The sequence below is a fragment of the Silanimonas sp. genome (genome assembly GCF_027530345.1).
In the GTDB taxonomy this organism is placed as follows: domain Bacteria; phylum Pseudomonadota; class Gammaproteobacteria; order Xanthomonadales; family Xanthomonadaceae; genus Silanimonas.
Genome location: NZ_JAPZQK010000029.1, coordinates 25,068 through 43,571, shown reverse-complemented (window position 1 = coordinate 43,571; position 18,504 = coordinate 25,068). Strand labels below are relative to the sequence as shown.

17 protein-coding genes are annotated in these 18,504 nt (G+C 70.3%); 16 read left to right on the top strand and 1 reads right to left on the bottom strand.

What is annotated here, in order from left to right:
• Nucleotides 1–21 precede the first annotated feature (21 nt).
• The 10 genes from O9255_RS13310 to O9255_RS13265 all read left to right on the top strand — a co-directional run bounded on the left by O9255_RS13310 (nt 22) and on the right by O9255_RS13265 (nt 12,722).
• Nucleotides 22–2,307 carry a protein-disulfide reductase DsbD gene (locus O9255_RS13310; protein WP_297867350.1) on the top strand — a complete coding sequence of 762 codons (2,286 nt, stop codon included), beginning with the start codon at nt 22–24 and terminating at the stop codon, nt 2,305–2,307.
• Between the two features lie 10 nt (nt 2,308–2,317).
• Entirely contained in the window at nt 2,318–2,884 is a 567-nt protein-coding gene (locus O9255_RS13305; protein WP_297867349.1) for a TlpA disulfide reductase family protein, read from the top strand.
• Between the two features lie 108 nt (nt 2,885–2,992).
• The gene (gene aroQ / locus O9255_RS13300) at nt 2,993–3,457 is read left to right on the top strand and encodes a type II 3-dehydroquinate dehydratase (RefSeq protein ID WP_297867361.1); all 465 of its coding nucleotides are present in this window, start codon (nt 2,993–2,995) and stop codon (nt 3,455–3,457) included.
• A gap of 42 nt (nt 3,458–3,499) precedes the next feature.
• A complete protein-coding gene (gene accB, locus O9255_RS13295) occupies nt 3,500–3,997 on the top strand; it encodes an acetyl-CoA carboxylase biotin carboxyl carrier protein (protein WP_297867348.1) in 498 nt (165 codons plus the stop codon).
• A 10-nt stretch (nt 3,998–4,007) separates the two neighbouring features.
• Complete coding sequence (gene accC / locus O9255_RS13290) at nt 4,008–5,375, top strand: acetyl-CoA carboxylase biotin carboxylase subunit (RefSeq protein ID WP_297867347.1); 1,368 nt, start codon at nt 4,008–4,010, stop codon at nt 5,373–5,375.
• 20 nt (nt 5,376–5,395) lie between these two features.
• Nucleotides 5,396–5,878, top strand: coding sequence for an acyl-CoA thioesterase (locus tag O9255_RS13285; protein ID WP_297867360.1), 483 nt, complete (start codon nt 5,396–5,398; stop codon nt 5,876–5,878).
• 57 nt (nt 5,879–5,935) lie between these two features.
• On the top strand, nt 5,936–7,324 hold the full coding sequence (dbpA, locus tag O9255_RS13280; protein WP_297867346.1) for an ATP-dependent RNA helicase DbpA: 1,389 nt from the start codon (nt 5,936–5,938) through the stop codon (nt 7,322–7,324).
• A gap of 25 nt (nt 7,325–7,349) precedes the next feature.
• Nucleotides 7,350–7,916, top strand: a complete 567-nt coding sequence (locus O9255_RS13275) for an NAD(P)H-dependent oxidoreductase (RefSeq protein WP_297867345.1) — start codon at nt 7,350–7,352, stop codon at nt 7,914–7,916.
• Nucleotides 7,917–7,926: 10 nt separating this feature from the next.
• The gene (locus O9255_RS13270) at nt 7,927–9,729 is read left to right on the top strand and encodes a monovalent cation:proton antiporter-2 (CPA2) family protein (RefSeq protein ID WP_297867344.1); all 1,803 of its coding nucleotides are present in this window, start codon (nt 7,927–7,929) and stop codon (nt 9,727–9,729) included.
• Nucleotides 9,730–9,782: 53 nt separating this feature from the next.
• Nucleotides 9,783–12,722 (top strand): ligand-binding sensor domain-containing diguanylate cyclase, encoded by a 2,940-nt coding sequence (locus tag O9255_RS13265; RefSeq protein WP_297867343.1) that lies wholly within the window; start codon nt 9,783–9,785, stop codon nt 12,720–12,722.
• A gap of 29 nt (nt 12,723–12,751) precedes the next feature.
• Here the strand turns inward: O9255_RS13265 and O9255_RS13260 are convergent, their stop codons facing one another.
• Nucleotides 12,752–13,195: a hypothetical protein gene (locus O9255_RS13260; RefSeq protein ID WP_297867342.1), complete on the bottom strand. Its 444-nt coding sequence runs from the start codon at nt 13,193–13,195 to the stop codon at nt 12,752–12,754.
• Nucleotides 13,196–13,217: 22 nt separating this feature from the next.
• Between O9255_RS13260 and prmA the strand changes: the two genes are divergently transcribed.
• The 6 genes from prmA to purD all read left to right on the top strand — a co-directional run bounded on the left by prmA (nt 13,218) and on the right by purD (nt 18,490).
• On the top strand, nt 13,218–14,129 hold the full coding sequence (prmA, locus tag O9255_RS13255) for a 50S ribosomal protein L11 methyltransferase (RefSeq protein WP_297867341.1): 912 nt from the start codon (nt 13,218–13,220) through the stop codon (nt 14,127–14,129).
• A 20-nt stretch (nt 14,130–14,149) separates the two neighbouring features.
• On the top strand, nt 14,150–14,674 hold the full coding sequence (locus O9255_RS13250; RefSeq protein WP_297867340.1) for a DUF3426 domain-containing protein: 525 nt from the start codon (nt 14,150–14,152) through the stop codon (nt 14,672–14,674).
• Nucleotides 14,675–14,769: 95 nt separating this feature from the next.
• Nucleotides 14,770–15,039, top strand: coding sequence for a helix-turn-helix domain-containing protein (locus O9255_RS13245; protein ID WP_297867339.1), 270 nt, complete (start codon nt 14,770–14,772; stop codon nt 15,037–15,039).
• A gap of 73 nt (nt 15,040–15,112) precedes the next feature.
• Nucleotides 15,113–16,684 carry a bifunctional phosphoribosylaminoimidazolecarboxamide formyltransferase/IMP cyclohydrolase gene (gene purH / locus O9255_RS13240; protein ID WP_297867338.1) on the top strand — a complete coding sequence of 524 codons (1,572 nt, stop codon included), beginning with the start codon at nt 15,113–15,115 and terminating at the stop codon, nt 16,682–16,684.
• Nucleotides 16,685–16,691: 7 nt separating this feature from the next.
• Entirely contained in the window at nt 16,692–17,195 is a 504-nt protein-coding gene (locus O9255_RS13235; RefSeq protein WP_297867337.1) for a GNAT family N-acetyltransferase, read from the top strand.
• On the top strand, nt 17,192–18,490 hold the full coding sequence (gene purD, locus O9255_RS13230; RefSeq protein WP_297867336.1) for a phosphoribosylamine--glycine ligase: 1,299 nt from the start codon (nt 17,192–17,194) through the stop codon (nt 18,488–18,490). The genes O9255_RS13235 and purD overlap by 4 nt, the downstream gene beginning before the upstream one ends.
• Nucleotides 18,491–18,504: the final 14 nt, after the last annotated feature.

The window sequence follows — 18,504 nt, the reverse complement described above, 5'->3', positions numbered from 1 at the left end:
CCCGGAACCGACCCCTGCCCGATGTCACGCTTTTTTGCCCCGACGATCCGCCTGCTGCGCAACGCCGCGCTGGCCTCTTTGTTGCTCGGCGGCACCGCTGCCCAAGCCATCGACCAGGACGACCTGCTGCCCGTCGACGAGGCCTTCGCCCTGTCGGCCGAGGCGACGACGCGCGATGCCGTCGAGGTGCGCTTCGCCATCGCCGAGGACTACTACCTGTACCGCCACCGCACGGCGGTCGAGGTGCTGGAGGGCGGCTTCAAGGCGAATCCACTCCAACTGCCGGACGGCCAGAAGCACACGGACGAGTTCTTCGGCGAGGTGGAGACCTATCGGGATTCGCTCGTGGCCACGCTCACCGGGGCGGCCGCCGACGACACCACGACGCTGCGCCTGCGGGTGAAGTACCAGGGCTGCGCGGACCTCGGCATCTGCTACCCGCCACAGGCCCGCGAGGTCACGGTCGCGCTGCCGCCGGCGCCCGCAGGCGACGCATCCGCCGCCCTGCCACCCGTCGCTGGCCTGCTCTCCGGCGGTCGCAGCAGCGGCCTGCTCTCGACCAGCACGGCGGGTGGGGATGCCGGGCTGACGGCAACCGGTAGCGCCGGCCTGCCCTTGCCCGATACCGAGGCCTACCGGCTCGAGGCCGTCACCGATGGCCCGGATCGCATCGTGGTGCGCTTCACCATCGCGCCGGGCTACTACCTCTACCGCGACAAGACCACCTTCGCCGCGCAGAGCGAGCGCGGGGCCGTGGTGCGCCCCGGCGAGTGGCCGGCGGCGCGCACGCACAGCGACGAGTACTTCGGCGAGCAGGCCGTCTACTACGACGAAGTGCTGGTGCCGATCGAGGTCGTCCGCACCCAAAGCGGGGCTGACACCCTGCGCCTGACCGTCGGCTTCATGGGCTGCCAGGAGAACGGCGTCTGCTACCCGCCGCTGAAGCGCGAGCTGGCGATTGAACTCGCCGATGCGCCGGCCAACGCCGACTCGCCCTCCGCCGAAGGCGCGTCGTCCGACACGGCCAGCAGCGGCGCGAACCGCGCGAGCGGGGGTATCGGCCTGTTCGCGGCCCTCGGCCTCGCCCTGCTCGGCGGACTGATCCTCAACCTGATGCCCTGCGTGCTGCCGATCCTGTCGCTGAAAGCGCTCGGGCTTGCCGGCAGCGGCGAGAGTGCGGAGAAGGCCCGCTCGCATGCGCTCTGGTACACGGCCGGCGTGGTGCTCAGCTTCGCGGCGCTGGGAGGGATCGCACTCGCGCTGCGCGAAGCCGGCCTGGCACTGGGCTGGGGCTTCCAGCTGCAGCAGCCGGCGGTGGTGGGCGGCCTTGCCTTGCTGATGTTCGCGGTCGGTCTGTCGCTCTCCGGCGTGTTCAACCTCGGCGGCGGGCTGGCCAATGTCGGCGGCGCGCTCACGCAGAAGTCCGGCCCGGCCGGCGATTTCTTCACTGGCGTGCTGGCCGTCGTGGTGGCCGCGCCCTGCACTGCGCCCTTCATGGGCGCCGCGCTGGCGTACGCCTTTGCGGCCTCGCCCATCGTCGCCATCGGCGTGTTCGTGGCGCTGGGCCTCGGCCTCGCCCTGCCCTTCCTCGCCATCGGCTTCATTCCTGGGCTTGCGCAGCGCCTGCCGAAGCCGGGCGCGTGGATGGACACGCTGAAGCAGGTGCTCGCCTTCCCGATGTACCTGACGGCCGTGTGGCTGGTGTGGGTGCTGGCCAAGCAGCGCGGCGCCGATGCCGTGGGCTGGGTGCTGGGTGGCGCGGTGCTGCTCGCCCTTGGCCTGTGGGCCTGGGAGCAGGCGCGCTTCAAGAGCGCCACGATGCGTGCCTTGGCGATCGGCATCGCGGCGCTCGGCGTGGCCGCGCTGTGGCCGGTGCAGCAGTTGCCTTCTGCACGCGAGGCCGCAGCGGCCGCCGGTGCCGATGCCAGCGCGGGCGAGCCTGCGCAGCCCGCCGCGGACGGCAGCGTGCCCTATTCGGCCGAGGGCCTCGCCGCGCTGCGCGCCGAGGGGCGCGTGGTCTTCGTCAACATGACCGCGGACTGGTGCGTGAGCTGCAAGGCCAACGAGCGCGCCGTGCTCTCGACCGACGCCTTTGCCGCGGCGCGCGAGGGCGCCAACGCCGTGTACATGAAGGGCGATTGGACCGACGTCGATGCCGCCATCACCGCCTACCTGCAGCAGTACGGCGCGGTGGGCGTGCCCTTCTACGCGGTGTACCCGGCCGGCGGCGGGGAACCCGAGATCCTGCCCAACCTGCTGACGACCGGCATCGTCGAGTCCGCGCTGACGAAGGCCGCCGCGAAGTGAAGCACCACGCATGAAGCCCTGGCTGCAATGGACGCTGATCGGCGCGTTCGCCGTCGCCAGCGCCGCGCTCGGCATCTGGCTGCGTGGCGAGTTCGACGCCGCGCGCACGCCGCCCGCGCCGGAAGGCCTGAAGGTCGTCGCGCTCGGCGAGTCGGCGGAACCGCTGTTGGGCACCACGCTCGACGGCGTGAACCAGCCTCTGCCCGGCGAGGGCCGCTGGCGGCTGATCAACTTCTGGGCCAGCTGGTGCCCGCCCTGCGTCAAGGAGATGCCGCTGCTCGACGCCTACCACCGCGCGCAAGGCGTGGACGGCGTGCAGGTGATCGGCATCGCCTTGGAGGACGCCGCCGACGCGCGCGCTTTCCTCGAGCGCGTGCCGGTGGGCTTTCCGATCTTCGCGGAGCCGAACTCGATCCGCGACAGCTCGGTGCGCCTCGGCAACGCGCGCGGACTTCTGCCCTACACCGTGCTGATCGACCCGCAGGGCCGGCTGGTGGCGCAGCACTTGAGCCCGTTCCCGGACGCCAAGGCGATCGGCGGCTGGGTGGATGAGCATCGCGCCTCGAAGCATCCCTAACAAAATTCAAACGGCTGCGATCTCCGGAGATCTGGAGCCGAAACCCTAGACAGGGAGCTCTAGGGCGGGCAGGCTGTGCGCCTTGCCCTCCCGGCCCGCTCCCGCGTCATGGCCTCGATCCTCGTCCTGCACGGCCCCAACCTCAACCTGCTCGGCACCCGCGAGCCGGAGGTCTATGGCCGCGACACGCTGGACGATATTGATGTCCGGCTCGCCGCCCGCGCTGCCGATGCCGGCCACGCCCTCGCCAGCTTCCAAAGCAATGCCGAGCATGCGCTCGTCGATCGGGTGCAAGCCACCCGGGCCGACGGTACCGCCATCGTGCTCATCAATCCGGCGGCCTACACCCATACCTCCGTGGCCCTGCGCGACGCCTTCGCGGCGGTGCGCACGCCCTTCATCGAGGTACACCTCAGCAACCCCCACGCCCGCGAGCCCTTCCGCCACCACAGCTACCTGTCCGACCTCGCCGTCGGCGTGGTCTGCGGCTTCGGGGCGCAGAGCTACCTGCTGGCCCTCGAGGCGGCGATCGCCCGGCTCGATGCGCCCCGGCACGAAGCCAGCGGCCGCTGAGCGTCCTTTCCCTTTCCACTTTCACCGCACGCGAGACCGTCCATGGACCTCCGCAAAATCAAGGCACTGATCGACCTGCTCGAGAAGTCCAACCTCACCGAAATCGAGATCAAGGAAGGCGAGGAGTCCGTCCGCCTGTCGCGCGCAAGCCGCGCCGCGCCGATGCCCACCTACGTGCAGGCCGCGCCCGCCGAGCACGCCCCGGCCCCGGCTCCGGTCGCGCACGCCGCGCCGGCCGCGGGCAAGGCGCCGGCCGCCGAGCACGCCAGCGAATCGCACGGCAAGCCGGGCAAGGACGTGCCGGACGGCCACACCATCCGCTCGCCGATGGTCGGCACCTTCTACGCCAGCCCGAACCCGGACGCGCCGTCCTTCGTGAAGGTGGGGCAGACGGTGAAGGCCGGCGACACGCTCGGCATCATCGAGGCCATGAAGATGTTCAACCCGATCGAAGCCGACGTCAGCGGCACGGTGCGCGCGATCCTGGTGAAGAGCGGCCAGCCGATCGAGTTCGACGAACCCATGTTCGTGATCGGCTGAGGCCGGCGCCATGCTCAAGAAAGTCGTCATCGCCAACCGCGGCGAAATCGCGCTCCGCGTGATGCGTGCCTGCCACGCGCTGGGCATCCAGACCGTGGCCGTGCACAGCACCGTCGACCGCAACCTCAAGCACGTGGCCATGGCCGACGAGTCCGTCTGTATCGGCCCCGCACCCTCGGCCGAGAGCTACCTCAACATCCCGGCGATCATCGCGGCGGCCGAAGTGACCGACGCCGACGGCATCCACCCGGGCTACGGCTTCCTCTCCGAGAACGCCACCTTCGCCGAGCGCGTCGAGGGCTCCGGCTTCGTCTTCATCGGCCCCACCGCCGACGTCATCCGCATGATGGGCGACAAGGTCGAAGCCATCCGCGCGATGAAGGATGCCGGCGTGCCCTGCGTGCCCGGCTCCGGCGGTCCGCTGCCCGAGGATGAGGAGGAGTGCCTGCGCATCGGCCGCGAAATCGGCTATCCGGTGATCATCAAGGCTGCGGGCGGCGGCGGCGGACGCGGCATGCGCGTCGTCCGCGAGGAAGGCGCGCTCATCGCCTCCATCGCCACCACGCAGGCCGAGGCCAAGGCGGCCTTTGGCAACGGCATGGTGTACATGGAGAAGTTCCTCGAGAACCCGCGCCACGTCGAAATCCAGGTGCTGGCCGACGGCCAGGGCAATGCCATCCACCTCGGTGAGCGCGACTGCTCGATGCAGCGCCGCCACCAGAAGGTGGTCGAGGAAGCGCCCGCGCCCGGCATCACCGAGCAGCAGCGCGCCGAGATCGGCAAGGTGTGCACCGACGCCTGCATCCGCATCGGCTACCGCGGCGCCGGAACCTTCGAGTTCCTGTACGAGAACGGCCGCTTCTACTTCATCGAGATGAACACCCGCATCCAGGTGGAGCATCCGGTGACCGAGCTCGTCACCGGCATCGACCTGGTGCGCGAGCAGCTGCTGATCGCCGGCGGCGAGAAGCTCTCGATCAAGCAGGAAGACGTCGTGCTGCGCGGCCACGCCATCGAGTGCCGCATCAACGCGGAAGATCCGGAAACCTTCGCACCCTGCCCCGGCTTGATCAAGCATTTCCACGCCGCCGGCGGCCCGGGCGTGCGCGTCGATTCGCACATCTACGAAGGCTACAAGGTCCCGCCGAACTACGATTCGATGATCGGCAAGCTGATCGTGCACGGCGCGACCCGCGCGCAAGCCATCGCCCGCATGCGCGTGGCGCTGGCCGAGATGATCGTCGACGGCATCAAGACGAACATCCCGCTGCAGCAGCGGATCATGGCCGACATCGGCTTCCAGCAGGGCGGCACCAACATCCACTACCTCGAGAAGCGGCTGGCGGAGCGCAAGGAAAAGAGCTTCGGCCTAGGCTGAAGCTTGTCGCCATGACCATGATCGAGCCCGCCGCCGCCGATTTCACGATGACCGTGCTGATGACGCCCGACAAGGCGAACTTCAGCGGCAAGGTGCACGGCGGCGCGCTACTCAAGCTGCTCGACGAAGTGGCCTACGCCTGCGCCTCGCGCTATGCGGGGCGCTATTGCGTGACGCTGTCGGTCGACCAGGTGACTTTCCGCGAAGCCATCCACGTCGGCGAACTCGTGCACTTCATGGCACGGGTGAACTACACCGGCACCAGCTCGATGGAGGTCGGCGTCAAGGTCGTGGCGGAGAACATCCGCGAGCGCTCGGTGCGGCATGTGAACAGCTGCTTCTTCACCATGGTGGCGATGGGCGACGACGGCCGTCCCACGCCGGTGCCGCCGCTCGAACCGCAGACGGAAGACGAGCAGCGGCGCTTCCGCAAGGGCGAGCAGCGCCGCGCCCTGCGCGCCGAGAACGCGAAGCGCTTGGCCGAGATCAAGTCGGGCAGCTGAGGCCCCCACTCCGGGCCCGCCGCCACGGGTTCAGGGCCGGGGTGCCACAATGCCGGCATGACGACCCCCTTCGCCTCGCTCGGCCTGCCCGAGCCCCTTGCCCGCGCCTGCGAGTCGCTTGGCTTCACCGAGCCCACGCCGATCCAGCAGCAGGCCATCGGCCCTGCACTGCAGGGCCGCGACCTGCTCGCACAGGCCCGCACCGGCAGCGGCAAGACGCTGGCCTTTGGCCTGCCCCTGCTGGCGAAGATCGAGCCGGCCGCGCTGCGCGCGCAGGCGCTGGTGCTCTGCCCCACGCGCGAGCTCGCCGACCAGGTGGCCAAGGATCTGCGCGCCGCCGCGCGCTTCCTGCCCAACCTGAAGATCGTGACGCTCTGCGGCGGCATTCCGCTGCGCCCGCAGCTGGCTTCGCTCGAGGTCGCGCCGGACGTTGTCGTGGGTACGCCGGGCCGCATCCTCGAACTGATTGCCGATAGCGAGTCGTCAAGAGCAGCGTTGTCGCTCGAACACGTCAGCACCTTCGTGCTCGACGAAGCCGACCGCATGCTCGACATGGGCTTCGTCGAGGACATCCGCACGCTCGCCAAGCGCCTGCCCAAGACGTCGCAGACCCTGCTGTTCTCGGCCACCTTCAGCGAGGACATCCGCGCCATCGCCGCCACCCTGCTGCGCGATCCGCTGGAGATCGCCGCCGCGCTCGACGATGCGCCGAAGATCGACGAGTGGGTGCACGTGGTCGAAGGCGGTCAACGCCACTGGGCGGTGATGCAGGTGTTGGCCGACAAGGCGCCCGGGGCCACGCTGGTCTTCTGCAACACGCGCAAGGAAACCGCCGCGCTCACCGAAGCGCTGCAGCGCGAAGGCTTCGCCGCCGATGCCCTGCACGGCGACCTCGAACAGCGCGAGCGCGAGGAAGTGCTCGCACGCTTCGCCAACGGCAGCCTGCGCGTGCTCGTCGCCACCGACGTGGCCGCGCGCGGCATCGACATCGCCGGCCTGCCGATGGTGCTCAGCGCCGAGATCGCCTCGGACGCCGACCAGCACGTGCATCGCATCGGCCGCACCGGCCGCGCCGGCGAGACCGGCCTCGCCGTCAGCATTGTCACGCCCTCGGAAGCGCACTGGCGCCGCAGCATCGAAGCCGCCCGCGGCGCGCCCTTCCAGGAGCGATCGCTGCGGCTCAGCGCCCAGCGCCCGAAGCCGCTGCCCGCCGCGTTCCGCACCCTGCAGATCGACGCCGGTCGTCAGGACAAGCTGCGCCCCGGCGACGTGATGGGCGCACTGACCGGCGCCGCCGGCCTGCCCGCCGAAGCCGTGGGCAAGATCAGCCTCTATCCCACGCGCTGCTACGTTGCGGTAGCGCGCGCGCAGGCCGAAAAAGCGCTGGCCAAACTGCGCGAGCAGGGCATCAAGGGGCGCAAGCTGCGGGTGAAGGCCATCGGCTGATGCCGGCGATGGCTAGACTGGGCGCATGAGCCCGACGCCCTCGCGAACCCTCGTCCTTCTCGCCCATCCGCGCCTCTCCGCCAGCCGCATCAACGCGGCCTTGCTGGACGCTGCGCGCGACATCAGCGGCGTCACCATCCACGACCTGTACCACGCGTATCCGGACGGCGATATCGACGTCGCCGCCGAGCAGCAGCGCCTGCTGGCACACGACACCGTGGTGCTGCAGTTTCCAATCCAGTGGTACGCGATGCCGGCGCTGCTGAAACACTGGTTCGACGAAGTGCTGCAGTCGGGCTGGGCCTATGGCCGCGACGGCAACGCGCTGGCAGGCAAAGGCCTGTTCGTCGCGGCGACCAGCGGCGGCGACCCGGCCGGCTACGGTCGCCACGCGGCGCAGTTCACGCTCACCGAGCTGTTCCGGCCGATCGAAGCCAGCGCCCGCTACTGCGGCATGCGTTGGCTGGGCCATGTGGCCTACGGTGCCAACGAGCGCATCAACGCGCGGCTGCCTGAGTTCGCCATCGACTACAGGTCGCGGATCGCGGCACTGGCCCGCGGCGACGCCCACCCCGAACACGACAGCCGTTGAGGGCCACCGCATGTTGCATGACGCCCTGATCTACCTCGCCGCCGCGGTCATCGCGGTACCGCTGTTCAAGCGCCTCGGCCTCGGCGCGGTGCTCGGCTACCTGATCGCCGGCGTGCTGATCGGCCCCTCGGTGCTGCAGTGGATCGACGACCCCGAGACCGTGCTGGGTTTTGCCGAATTCGGCGTTGTGCTGCTGCTGTTCCTCGTGGGCCTCGAGTTGAACCCGAACAAGCTCTGGACCCTGCGCGTCCCGATCTTCGGCATGGGCGGCCTGCAAGTGCTGCTGACCGCCGCGCTGGTCTTTGGTGCGGTGCTCGCCTTCGGCCAACCGTGGGTGATCGCACTGATCGTCGGCATCGCCGCGGTGCAGAGTTCCACCAGCGTCGCGCTGGCGATCATGGGCGAGCGCGGCCTGCTGCCCACCGCGGGCGGGCGCAGCGCGCTGTCGGTGTCGCTGTTCCAGGACATCATGGTCATCCCGATCCTGCTGCTTGTGGCCTGGGTCGCGCCGGCCGGCGCGTCCGAGGGCGCGGCGTTCTCGCCGCTCGCCGCCGCCGGGCTCATCGTCGGCATGGTGGTGCTGGCGCGGTTCGCCATGCGCCCGCTGCTGCGCTTCATCGCCAACACCGGCCTGCGCGAGGTGTTCGTCGCCTTCGCCCTGCTGCTCGTGCTGGGCGCCGCCCTCGCCGCCGAGCACGTGGGCTTCTCCCCGGCCTTGGGCACCTTCCTTGCCGGCGTGCTGCTCGCCGAAAGCGAGTACCGCCACGAGCTCAACATCGTCATCGAGCCCTTCAAGGGCCTGCTGCTCGGCCTGTTCTTCATCGCCGTCGGCATGAGCGTACAGCTCTCGCTGTTCGTGGAGCAGCCGGTGCTGATCCTCGGCGCGACGCTGGCCCTCGTGGCGCTGAAGTTCACGCTGCTACTCGGCATCGCGCGGCTGTTCCGCCTGTGCGGGCAGGACGGCGTACTGTTCGCCACCGTGCTCTCGCAGGTGGGTGAGTTCGCATTCGTCATCCCCACCGCGGCACGTGCCAACGGCAGCCTCCCGGCGGGCATCGCCGACGCGATGAACGCCATCGTCGCCGCCAGCATCCTCACCACGCCGCTGCTGTTCCTCCTGGTGTCGCGCTTCGTGATGCCGCGGATGAACCGCTCGGAGGCGCGCGAGGCCGACGCGATCGACGAGCGCAACGAGGTGATCGTCGCCGGCGTGGGCCGCTTCGGCCAGGTCGTCTCGCGCCTGCTGCTCGGGCGCGGCTACGGCGTCACCCTGATCGACCACGATCCCGAACAGGTCGAACTGATGCGCCGCTTCGGCTTCCGCACCTACTACGGCGACGCCGCCCGCCGCGACGTGCTCGAGGCCGCAGGGATCGAGGAAGCAAAACTGCTGGTGCTGGCCTTCGACGACCCCGAGCGCGTGCATGAGACGGCGTCGCTGGTTCGCGAACGCTTCCCGCACGTGAAGCTGATCGCCCGGGCGCGCGGCCGCACCGAAGCCTTCGAGCTGGCCGAGCTGGGCGTGGCGTTCGAGCGCGAGACCTTCCGCGCCGCTGCGGCCGTCGGCGAACGCGCCCTCGTGGCGCTGGGCGAGCACCCGCACGACGCGCACCGGGCGCAGCAGGCCTTCGTGCGCCACGACCTGCAAATGCTGCATGAAGCCGCCAAGGTCCGGGACGACGACCAGACCCTTATCAGCCTGGCCGAACGCGCCCGCGCCGACCTCGCGCAATTGCTGAAGCGCGAAGGCCTGCCTGACGCAGAGGACGGCGATGGTGAAGGCGCGCCGATACCAGGCGACTGGACGCGCTGAGCCCCGAGGGCGGTGCTAGGCTCGTCCATTGAGGACAGCACGCAGGGACGGCGATGAGGGCGCACTCGAAGCGAACCGCGAAAAGCCCGTGGCAGCGCGGGCTGCTGCTCGTCGTCGCCCTGTTGGCCGCCTTGCCGGCTTGCGCGATGGATCGGGCGCTGCAGGACCTCTACCGCGACCACTGGACCACGCGCGACGGCCTGCCCCACAACTCGATCAACGCCATCGCACAGACGCCCGAAGGCTACCTGTGGTTCGCCACGTGGGAAGGCCTGGTCCGCTACAACGGGCAGTCGTTCACCCAGTTCGATCGCCGCCAGATCCCGGTGCTGCAGGATGGCGCGCTGCGCGCCCTGCACGTCGATGCCCGCGGACGCCTGGTGGCCGGCGGCGCCCGGGGCAGCTTGATCCGGCAGGACGGCGAGGGCGGTTGGGAGCCCCTGCCTTCCGTGCCCGTCATGGTCACCATGATCCACGGCGGGCCCGACGGCGGTCTGTGGGTGGGCACCGAGACCGCGGGCGTGGTGCATGTGCCGGCCGACGGCACCGTGCAGGTGCTCGAGCCACCGGCCGACGACCCCGTCGGCAGCAATCTCGATATCGCCGTCGATGCACGGGGGCGGCACTGGTCGGCCCATGCGGGCGGCCTCCGCCGCCTCGACGCCGATGGCTTGCGGCGCGCGGACGTGAGCGGCCTGCCCGACGGACCGATCACCGCGCTGGCCAGGGACGGCGATCGCCTCGTCGCCGGCAGCGCGCGCGGCGTCTACGTTGCCGACGGCGCCGCGGAAGCGCTGGTGTTCAAGGCCCTCGACCCCGCGCTCGACACCGTGAGCATCTCGCGCCTGCTGCCGGACGGTGCCGGCGGGCTGTGGATCGGCACGCTCAACGACGGCCTGATGCGCTGGAGCGCGAAGGGCCTCGAGCGCCTGGGCGTGGGGCCGGATCGTCCGACCTCGCGCATCCTCTCGCTGTTCATCGACCGCGAAGACAACCTCTGGGTCGGCACCAACAGCGGCCTGTTCCGCTTCACCGATGCGCCGTTCTCCAGCATCGTGCGCCAGCACGGCCTGCCCGACGACTACGTGCGCAGCGTGCTCGCGCGCGACGACGGCAGCGTGCTGATCGGCACCGCGCAAGGACTGGCGAGCAGCAGCGCCGATGGCACGGTGACGCGGCTGGGTGCCGGCACGCCGCTCGCCGACGCCTCGGTACTGAGCTTCGCCGATGCCGGCGGAGGCCGCGTGTGGGTGGGCACCTACGATGACGGCGCGATGCTGTGGGATGGCGAACGCGTCATCACCCGCCTGGACACGAGCAACGGCCTGCCCGCGAACGAAGTGCGCGCCTTGGTCGCCGACGGCGACACCCTGTGGCTGGGCACCTCCCGCGGCCTCGCGCGCTGGGCCGACGGCGCCATGCAGCAGTGGACCGAAGCGCAGGGCCTGCCCGCGAACTTCGTCATTGCCTTGCACCGCGATGCCCGTGGTCGGCTCTGGGTGGGCACGGGCCTCGGCGCCGTGATCATCGAGAACGCCACCCTGCGGCCGCTCGACCTCAAGGCGCATGAGGACGCGGAATACGCCTTCGGCTTCCTCGAAGACCGCCAGCGCGGCGCGATGTGGATCGCCTCCGACCGCGGCCTGCTGCGCTTCGACGCCGACGGCCGGCCCACTGGCGCGGTCGGCCTCGCCGCAGGCCTGCCCTACGAGAAGGTGTTCGGCCTGCTGCTCGATCCGGAGGGCCAGCTCTGGGCCAGCGGCAATCGCGGCATCCTTCGCATCGACATGGCGCGCGTCAATTCGGTCGCCGACGGAAAGGCCCTTCCACTCGACGTCGAACGCTTCACCGAAGCCGACGGCATGGCCAGCGCGCAGTGCAATGGCGGCTCGCAACCGGTGGTGGCGCTCGACCGCGACGGCCGCCGATGGTTCGCGACCTCGGTCGGCGCCACCCACGTCGATCCCGCCGACCTGCAGCGCCACACCCGCCATGCGCCCCCGGTGGTGATCGAATCGGTGATCGCCGACGGCCGTGCGCTGCCACTCAATGCGAAGGCCGAGTTGGTCCTGCCTGCCGGCGCGCGCCGGCTGGAACTGCGCTACGCCGGCCTCGGATTCGTGCTGCCCGAGCGCCTGCGCTACCGCCATCGCCTCGACGGGTTCGACAGCGACTGGGTGGAGCGCGGCAGCGAGACCTTCGTCGAGTACTCGCGCCTTCCGCCCGGCCGCTACGAGTTCCGGGTGGAAGCCGCCCACCCTCGCGGCGCCTGGGGGCAGAGCCGCGCCCAGATCGTCATCGACGTGCCGCCCCTGTGGTGGCAGCGCACGCTGGTGGTCTGGGGCTTCGCCATCGCCGCCCTGCTGGGGGCCGGCCTGCTGCTGCGCTGGCGCCTGCACCGGCTCGCCGCCAACGAGCGCCACCTCGCGCAGCTGGTGGACGAACGCACGCTGGAGATCGAGCAGCAGAAGGCTCGCCTGCGCCACCAGGCCGAGGAGTTCGCGCGCCAGGCGCGCGAGGATGCGCTCACCGGCATCAGCAACCGCCGCGCCTTCGACGAAGCGCTGGCCCGCGAGTTCGCCCGCGCCAAGCGCAACGACGCCCCGCTGAGCATCGCCATCGTCGACCTCGACCACTTCAAGCAGGTCAACGACCGTTGGAGCCACGCCGTGGGCGACGAGGTGCTCAAGCGCGTGGCCGCCCGCTTGAAGGCCGATTCGCGCGGGTTCGACGTGGTGGCGCGCTGGGGCGGCGAGGAATTCGCCCTGCTTCTGCCGGAGACGACCCTCGAGGCCGCGCTGGCCACCGGCGAGCGCCTGCGCCAGGGCGTGATGGCCATCGACTTCAGCGACATCGACCCGACGCTGGGCATCACCGCCAGCTTCGGGGTGGCCGAAGCGGCCGGCGCCGACACCCATCACCGCCTGCTGCTGCAAGCCGACGAAGCGCTGTACCGCGCCAAGGCCAACGGCCGCAATCGCGTGGAAGGCTGAGCCGGCGCCTCGCGCGCCGGCGGCAACACTCAGTGCAAGTTCGGGTCCGGCCCGGCGGCTGCCGCCGCGGCGCGCTTCTTCTCGGCGTGCTCGGCGCGTTCGGCCTCCAGCATCGCCAGCCATTCCTCGAGCGTGTGCCCGCCCTCGGCGGCTTCCTCGGCCGCGGCCTTCTCCAGCACCGGGGACATCCGCAGCGTGGTGCTGCGGCCTTCCGATTCACAGCGCGACGCGGTGTGCTTGAGCATGGCGATCAGCAGGCCCGGGCTGTCGATGCCGTCCAGCGCGCGCCCGGCCACCACCATCACCCACTCGTCGCCGTAGAGCCCACCGGCAGCCACGAAGGCGCCGGCGTCATCGACGAGCTGCGCATGCGCGACGAAGGGCGTGCCGGTGCGGCGAGAGGCGGCCGCGTTCGCCGCCTTCTTTTCGCGCTTCTTGCGGGCCGCGCGCTTGGCCTGGGAGTGCTGGGACATGCGGGCATCCTACAATGCCCCCATGCCCCACCTCGAACTCTCCCTGCGCTGCCGCGCCAAAGACGAGCCCTGGCTCGAGCGCGCGCTCACCGACCTCGGCGCGATGAGCGTCACCCTGCTCGACCCGCAGGCCGACACCACGAACGAGCAGGCCATCCTCGAGCCCGGCGTGGGCGAGACGCCGCTGTGGGCCGACTGCCTCGTGGTGGCGCTGTTCGATGAAGCCGTGCCGCGCGAGCCGCTGCTGGCCGCGCTGGAATCGATCGATCCGCGTGCGGACCTCGCTTCGGCCTCGTTCCGCGTCGTCGATGACCAGGACTGGGTGCGCGCGTGGATGGACCAGTTCCAGCCGATGGCCTTCGGTACGCGCACCTGGATCGTGCCGTGGGACCACGCGCTGCCCGAGGCCGCGCAGGCCGCGAACGCCGCCGTGGTGCGCCTCGACCCGGGCCTCGCTTTCGGCTCGGGCACGCACGCCACGACGGCGCTCTGCCTCGACTGGCTCGATGGCCTCGATCTCACCGGCAAGACGGTGCTCGATTTCGGCTGCGGCAGCGGCATCCTCGCGCTCGCGGCGCTGAAGCTCGGCGCGGCGCGTGCGATGGGTGTGGACAACGACCCGCAGGCCATCCTCGCCACCACCGACAACGCGCTGCGCAACGGCGTGGCGGAGCGGATGAACGTGCTTCTGCCGCCCGAGGAACCGAAGGCGACGTATCCGGTCGTCGTCGCCAACATCCTCGCGATCGCGCTGGAGGCCTTGGCCGACGTGCTCGCCTCGCGCGTGGCGCCGGGCGGCGTGATCGCGCTCTCCGGCATCCTCAAGGGCCAGGACGAGGCGCTGGTCGAGCGCTATTCGGCGTGGTTCGACGAGCTGGTCGTCACCCAGCGCGAGGACTGGGTGCGCATCACCGGCCGTCGCCGGGCGCACTGAGACCCGTACACTCCGCCGCCATGCCGCGCCCGCTGCCCAGCTTCGTCCGTCCGCCCCCGAAAATCGCCCCGCTCTCGCGGGCGGGCCGGTGGCGCGTCGGCGCCTTGCTGGTCGCCGCCGGCTTGGTGCTGCTCGTGCAGATCGTGCTGGCCGACCGTGAGCGCTTCGCCGCCAGCCCGACCTGGCGCCCGTGGATGGAACGCGTCTGCGCCTCGCTGGGCTGCGCCCTGCCGGCCTGGCACGAGCCGGGGGCCTTCGTCGTGCTCAGCCGCGAGATCCAGCCCCACCCGACCAATCGCCAGGCCCTGCTGGTGACGGCCAGCTTCCGCAACGACGCGGCCTGGACGCAGGGCTGGCCCCAGCTGGAACTGGCCCTCACCGACCTCGACGGCCAACGGATCGGCCTGCGGCGCTTCCAGCCGGTGGAATACCTCGGCGGCAGCCCGTCCCGGGAGGGCCTGGCCCCCGGCCAATCGGCCACGGTGGCCCTGGAAATCCTCGATCCGGGCAACCGCGCCGTGGCCTTCGAGTTCGATTTCCACTGACACCAAAGTCGAGGTCGCGCGGCGTCCGGAATTGGGGCAGACTCCCCCTCCCCGTCGTCCACTGGACGGCCGACGGGTTCGATCCTGGGGTCTCCGTGAACGCTCTTCATTCCCGTGCCGAAGCCGCTCCGGCCGTGCCCGCATTGCGCGAGGCCGTGGGCCGCGCCACGCGCCGCTACCTGCATGACCGCGGCGAGTGCGAGGCCGATTCGCTCTACGCGCTGATGCTGTCCGAGATGGAAACCGGCCTGCTGACCGAAGTAATGAAGCACTGCGAGGGCAACCAGAGCCGCGCCGCGGCCGTGCTGGGCATCAATCGCGCGACGCTGCGCAAGAAGCTCGAAGCCGTCGGCCTGCTGGGCTGACCGCACGGGCCGGGGCCGCTCGCCGCCCCGTATAATTCGCGTCTTTCCGCCCGTGACGGGCCGAGGGAGCCGCATGACCGACCACCGCCAGCCCGTCCGCCGGGCCCTGCTGTCCGTTTCCGACAAGACCGGCCTGCTGCCGCTGGCGCAAGCCCTCGCGGCGAAGGGCGTGGTGCTGCTCTCCACCGGCGGCACGGCCAAGGCCCTGCGCGATGCGGGCTTGAACGTCACCGATGTCTCGTCGGTCACTGGCTTCCCGGAAATCATGGACGGCCGCGTCAAGACCCTGCACCCGAAGGTGCACGGCGGCCTGCTGGGCCGCGCCGGCACCGACGACGCGGTGATGGCCCAGCACGGCATCGAAGCGATTGATCTGCTGGTGGTGAACCTCTACCCCTTCGAAGCGACGGTCGCCAAGCCCGACTGCACGTACGAGGACGCGGTCGAGAACATCGACATCGGCGGCCCGGCCATGCTGCGCGCGGCAGCGAAGAACCACGCCCGCGTCGCGGTGCTGACCGACCCGGCCGATTACGACGGCTTCCTCGAAGCGTTCGCCGCCGGCGGCACGACCGCCGCGCAGCGCCGCGGCTACGCCGCCAAGGGCTACGCTCACACCGCGCGCTACGACGGCAAGGTGAGCATGTGGCTCTCGGCGCGCGTCGAGGACGAAGCCCAGGCCGCCGAGTGGCCGAGCACGCTGAATCTGCAGCTCGACCTCGGCAGCAAGCTCCGCTACGGCGAGAACCCGCACCAGCGCGGCGCGCTGTACGTCGAGCGCGGCGCGCCGATGGGCATCGTCGCCACCGCGCAGTTCCTGCAGGGCAAGGAGCTCAGCTACAACAACCTCGCCGATGCGGATGCCGCGCTCGAGTGCGTGAAGCAGTTCCACCAGCCGGCCTGCGTGATCGTGAAGCACGCCAACCCCTGCGGCGTGGCCGTGGCGCAGGACGTGTTCGCCGCCTACGACCGCGCCTACGCCACCGACCCGACCTCGGCCTTCGGCGGCATCATCGCCTTCAACCGTCCGCTCGACGCCGGCACGGCGGAAGAGATCCTCAAGCGCCAGTTCGTCGAAGTCGTGATCGCGCCGGTCGTCAGCGACGAGGCCGTGGCCGTGTTCGCGAAGAAGCCTAACGTGCGCGTGCTGTCCTGCGGCGCGCTCGATGTGCCGGCCAAGGCGCTTGACTACAAGCGCATCGCTGGCGGCTTGCTCGTGCAGGACGCCGACGTGACGCCTTGGGCTGCCGGCGATGGCCGCATCGTCACGAAGCGCCAGCCGAGCGCCGAGGAGATGGCCGACCTCGTGTTCGCGTGGCAGGTGGCGATGTACGTGAAGTCCAACGCCATCGTCTACGCGAAAGACGCGCAGACGGTGGGCATCGGCGCGGGCCAGATGAGCCGCGTGGTGAGCGCGAAGATCGCTGCGCTGAAGGCCGAAGAAGCCGGCCTCGTGGTGCCGGGTGCGGTGATGGCCTCGGATGCCTTCTTCCCCTTCCGTGACGGCATCGATGCCGCCGGCAAGGCCGGTATTCGTGCCGTGATCCAGCCGGGCGGCTCGATGCGCGACGCCGAGGTGATCGCCGCCGCCGACGAGCACGACATGGCGATGGTGTTCACCGGCACGCGCCACTTCAAGCACTGAAGAGCCGATGCCGATCCGCGCCGCCACCGCCGCCGACCACGCGCGCATCGTCGCGCTGAACGCGGCGGAGGTGGCACAGACCAGCGCTATGGACGCGGCGCGTCTCGTCGAACTCGATGCCATCGCTTGCGCGCACTGGGTGGTCGATGAGGAAGGTGACCCCGTGGCCTTCCTGCTGGCGATGGATGAGACGGCGGCCTACGACAACGACAACTTCCGCTGGTTCGCCGCACGCCTGCCGCGCTTCGTCTACATCGATCGCATCGTGGTCGATGCCCGCGCCGCGGGCCAAGGCATCGGAAAACAGCTCTACCAGCACCTGTCTGATCACGCGCGCCAGCAAGGCATCAACGCCCTCGTCTGCGAATACAACCTCGATCCGCCGAACCCCGGCTCGAAGGCCTTCCACGATCGACTCGGCTTCCGCGAGATCGGGCAGCAACGCGTTGCGGGTGGCCAAAAACTCGTGTCCATGCAACTTTTGAATCTTCGCGAAGGCAGCCCCTCATGAAAATCCTCGTCATCGGCAACGGCGGTCGCGAGCACGCGCTGGCCTGGAAGCTCGCGCAGAGCGCGCGCGTCAGCGAAGTACTTGTCGCGCCCGGCAACTCCGGCACCGCGACCGAGACCAAGTGCCGCAACGTCAACGTGAAGGCGACCGACCTCGACGGCCTGCTCGCGCTGGTGCAACGCGAAGGCGTTGCGCTCACCGTCGTGGGCCCCGAGGCGCCGCTGGTGGCGGGCGTGGTGGATCGCTTCCGCGCCGCCGGCCTGCGCATCTTCGGGCCCACGGCAAAGGCCGCGCAGCTCGAAGGCAGCAAGGCCTTCGCCAAGGATTTCCTGAAGCGCCACGGCATTCCCACCGCGGGCTACGAGGTGTTCACCGACGTCGACGCGGCCTGCACCTACATCCGCGCGCGCACCGCTGAACTCAACGACACCCGCATCGTGGTGAAGGCCGACGGACTCGCTGCCGGCAAGGGCGTGATCGTGGCGATGAGCGTGGCCGAAGCCGAAGCCGCGGTGCGCGACATGCTGGCCGGCAACGCCTTCGGCAGCGCCGGATCGCGCGTCGTCATCGAGGATTTCCTCGACGGCGAGGAGGCCAGCTTCATCTCGATGGTCGACGGCGTGCATGCGCTGCCGATGGCCACCAGCCAAGACCACAAACGTGTCGGCGATGGCGACACCGGCCCGAACACCGGCGGCATGGGTGCCTACTCGCCCGCGCCCGTGGTCACGCCCGAGGTGCATGCCCGGGTGATGCGCGAGGTGGTCGAACCCACCGTGCGCGGCATGGCCGCCGACGGCGTGCCGTTCACCGGCTTCCTCTACGCCGGCCTGATGATCGACACCGCGGGCAACCCCAAGGTCATCGAGTTCAACGTGCGCTTTGGTGACCCGGAAACCCAGCCGGTGATGCTGCGCCTCGACTCCGACCTGGTCGATCTCGTCGAAGCCGCCATCGACGGCAAGCTCAACGCGATCGAAGCCCGCTGGTCGCCCGAACCCGCGCTCGGCGTGGTGATGGCCGCCAAGCCCTACCCCGAAACGCCGATCACCGGCGACGTGATCCATGGCCTCGACGCCGTGCCCGCCTTCGCCAAGGTCTTCCATGCTGGTGCCACGCTCGACGGCGGCGCGGTGAAGACCAGCGGCGGCCGCGTTCTCTGCGTGTGCGCCAAGGGTGCGGACATCCGCGAGGCGCAGCGCAAGGCCTACGAGGCGGTCGCGAAAATCTCGTGGGCGAACGAACTGCACCGCACCGACATCGGTTGGCGCGCGGTGGCGCGCGAGCAGGGCTGATTTCCACCGCGCAT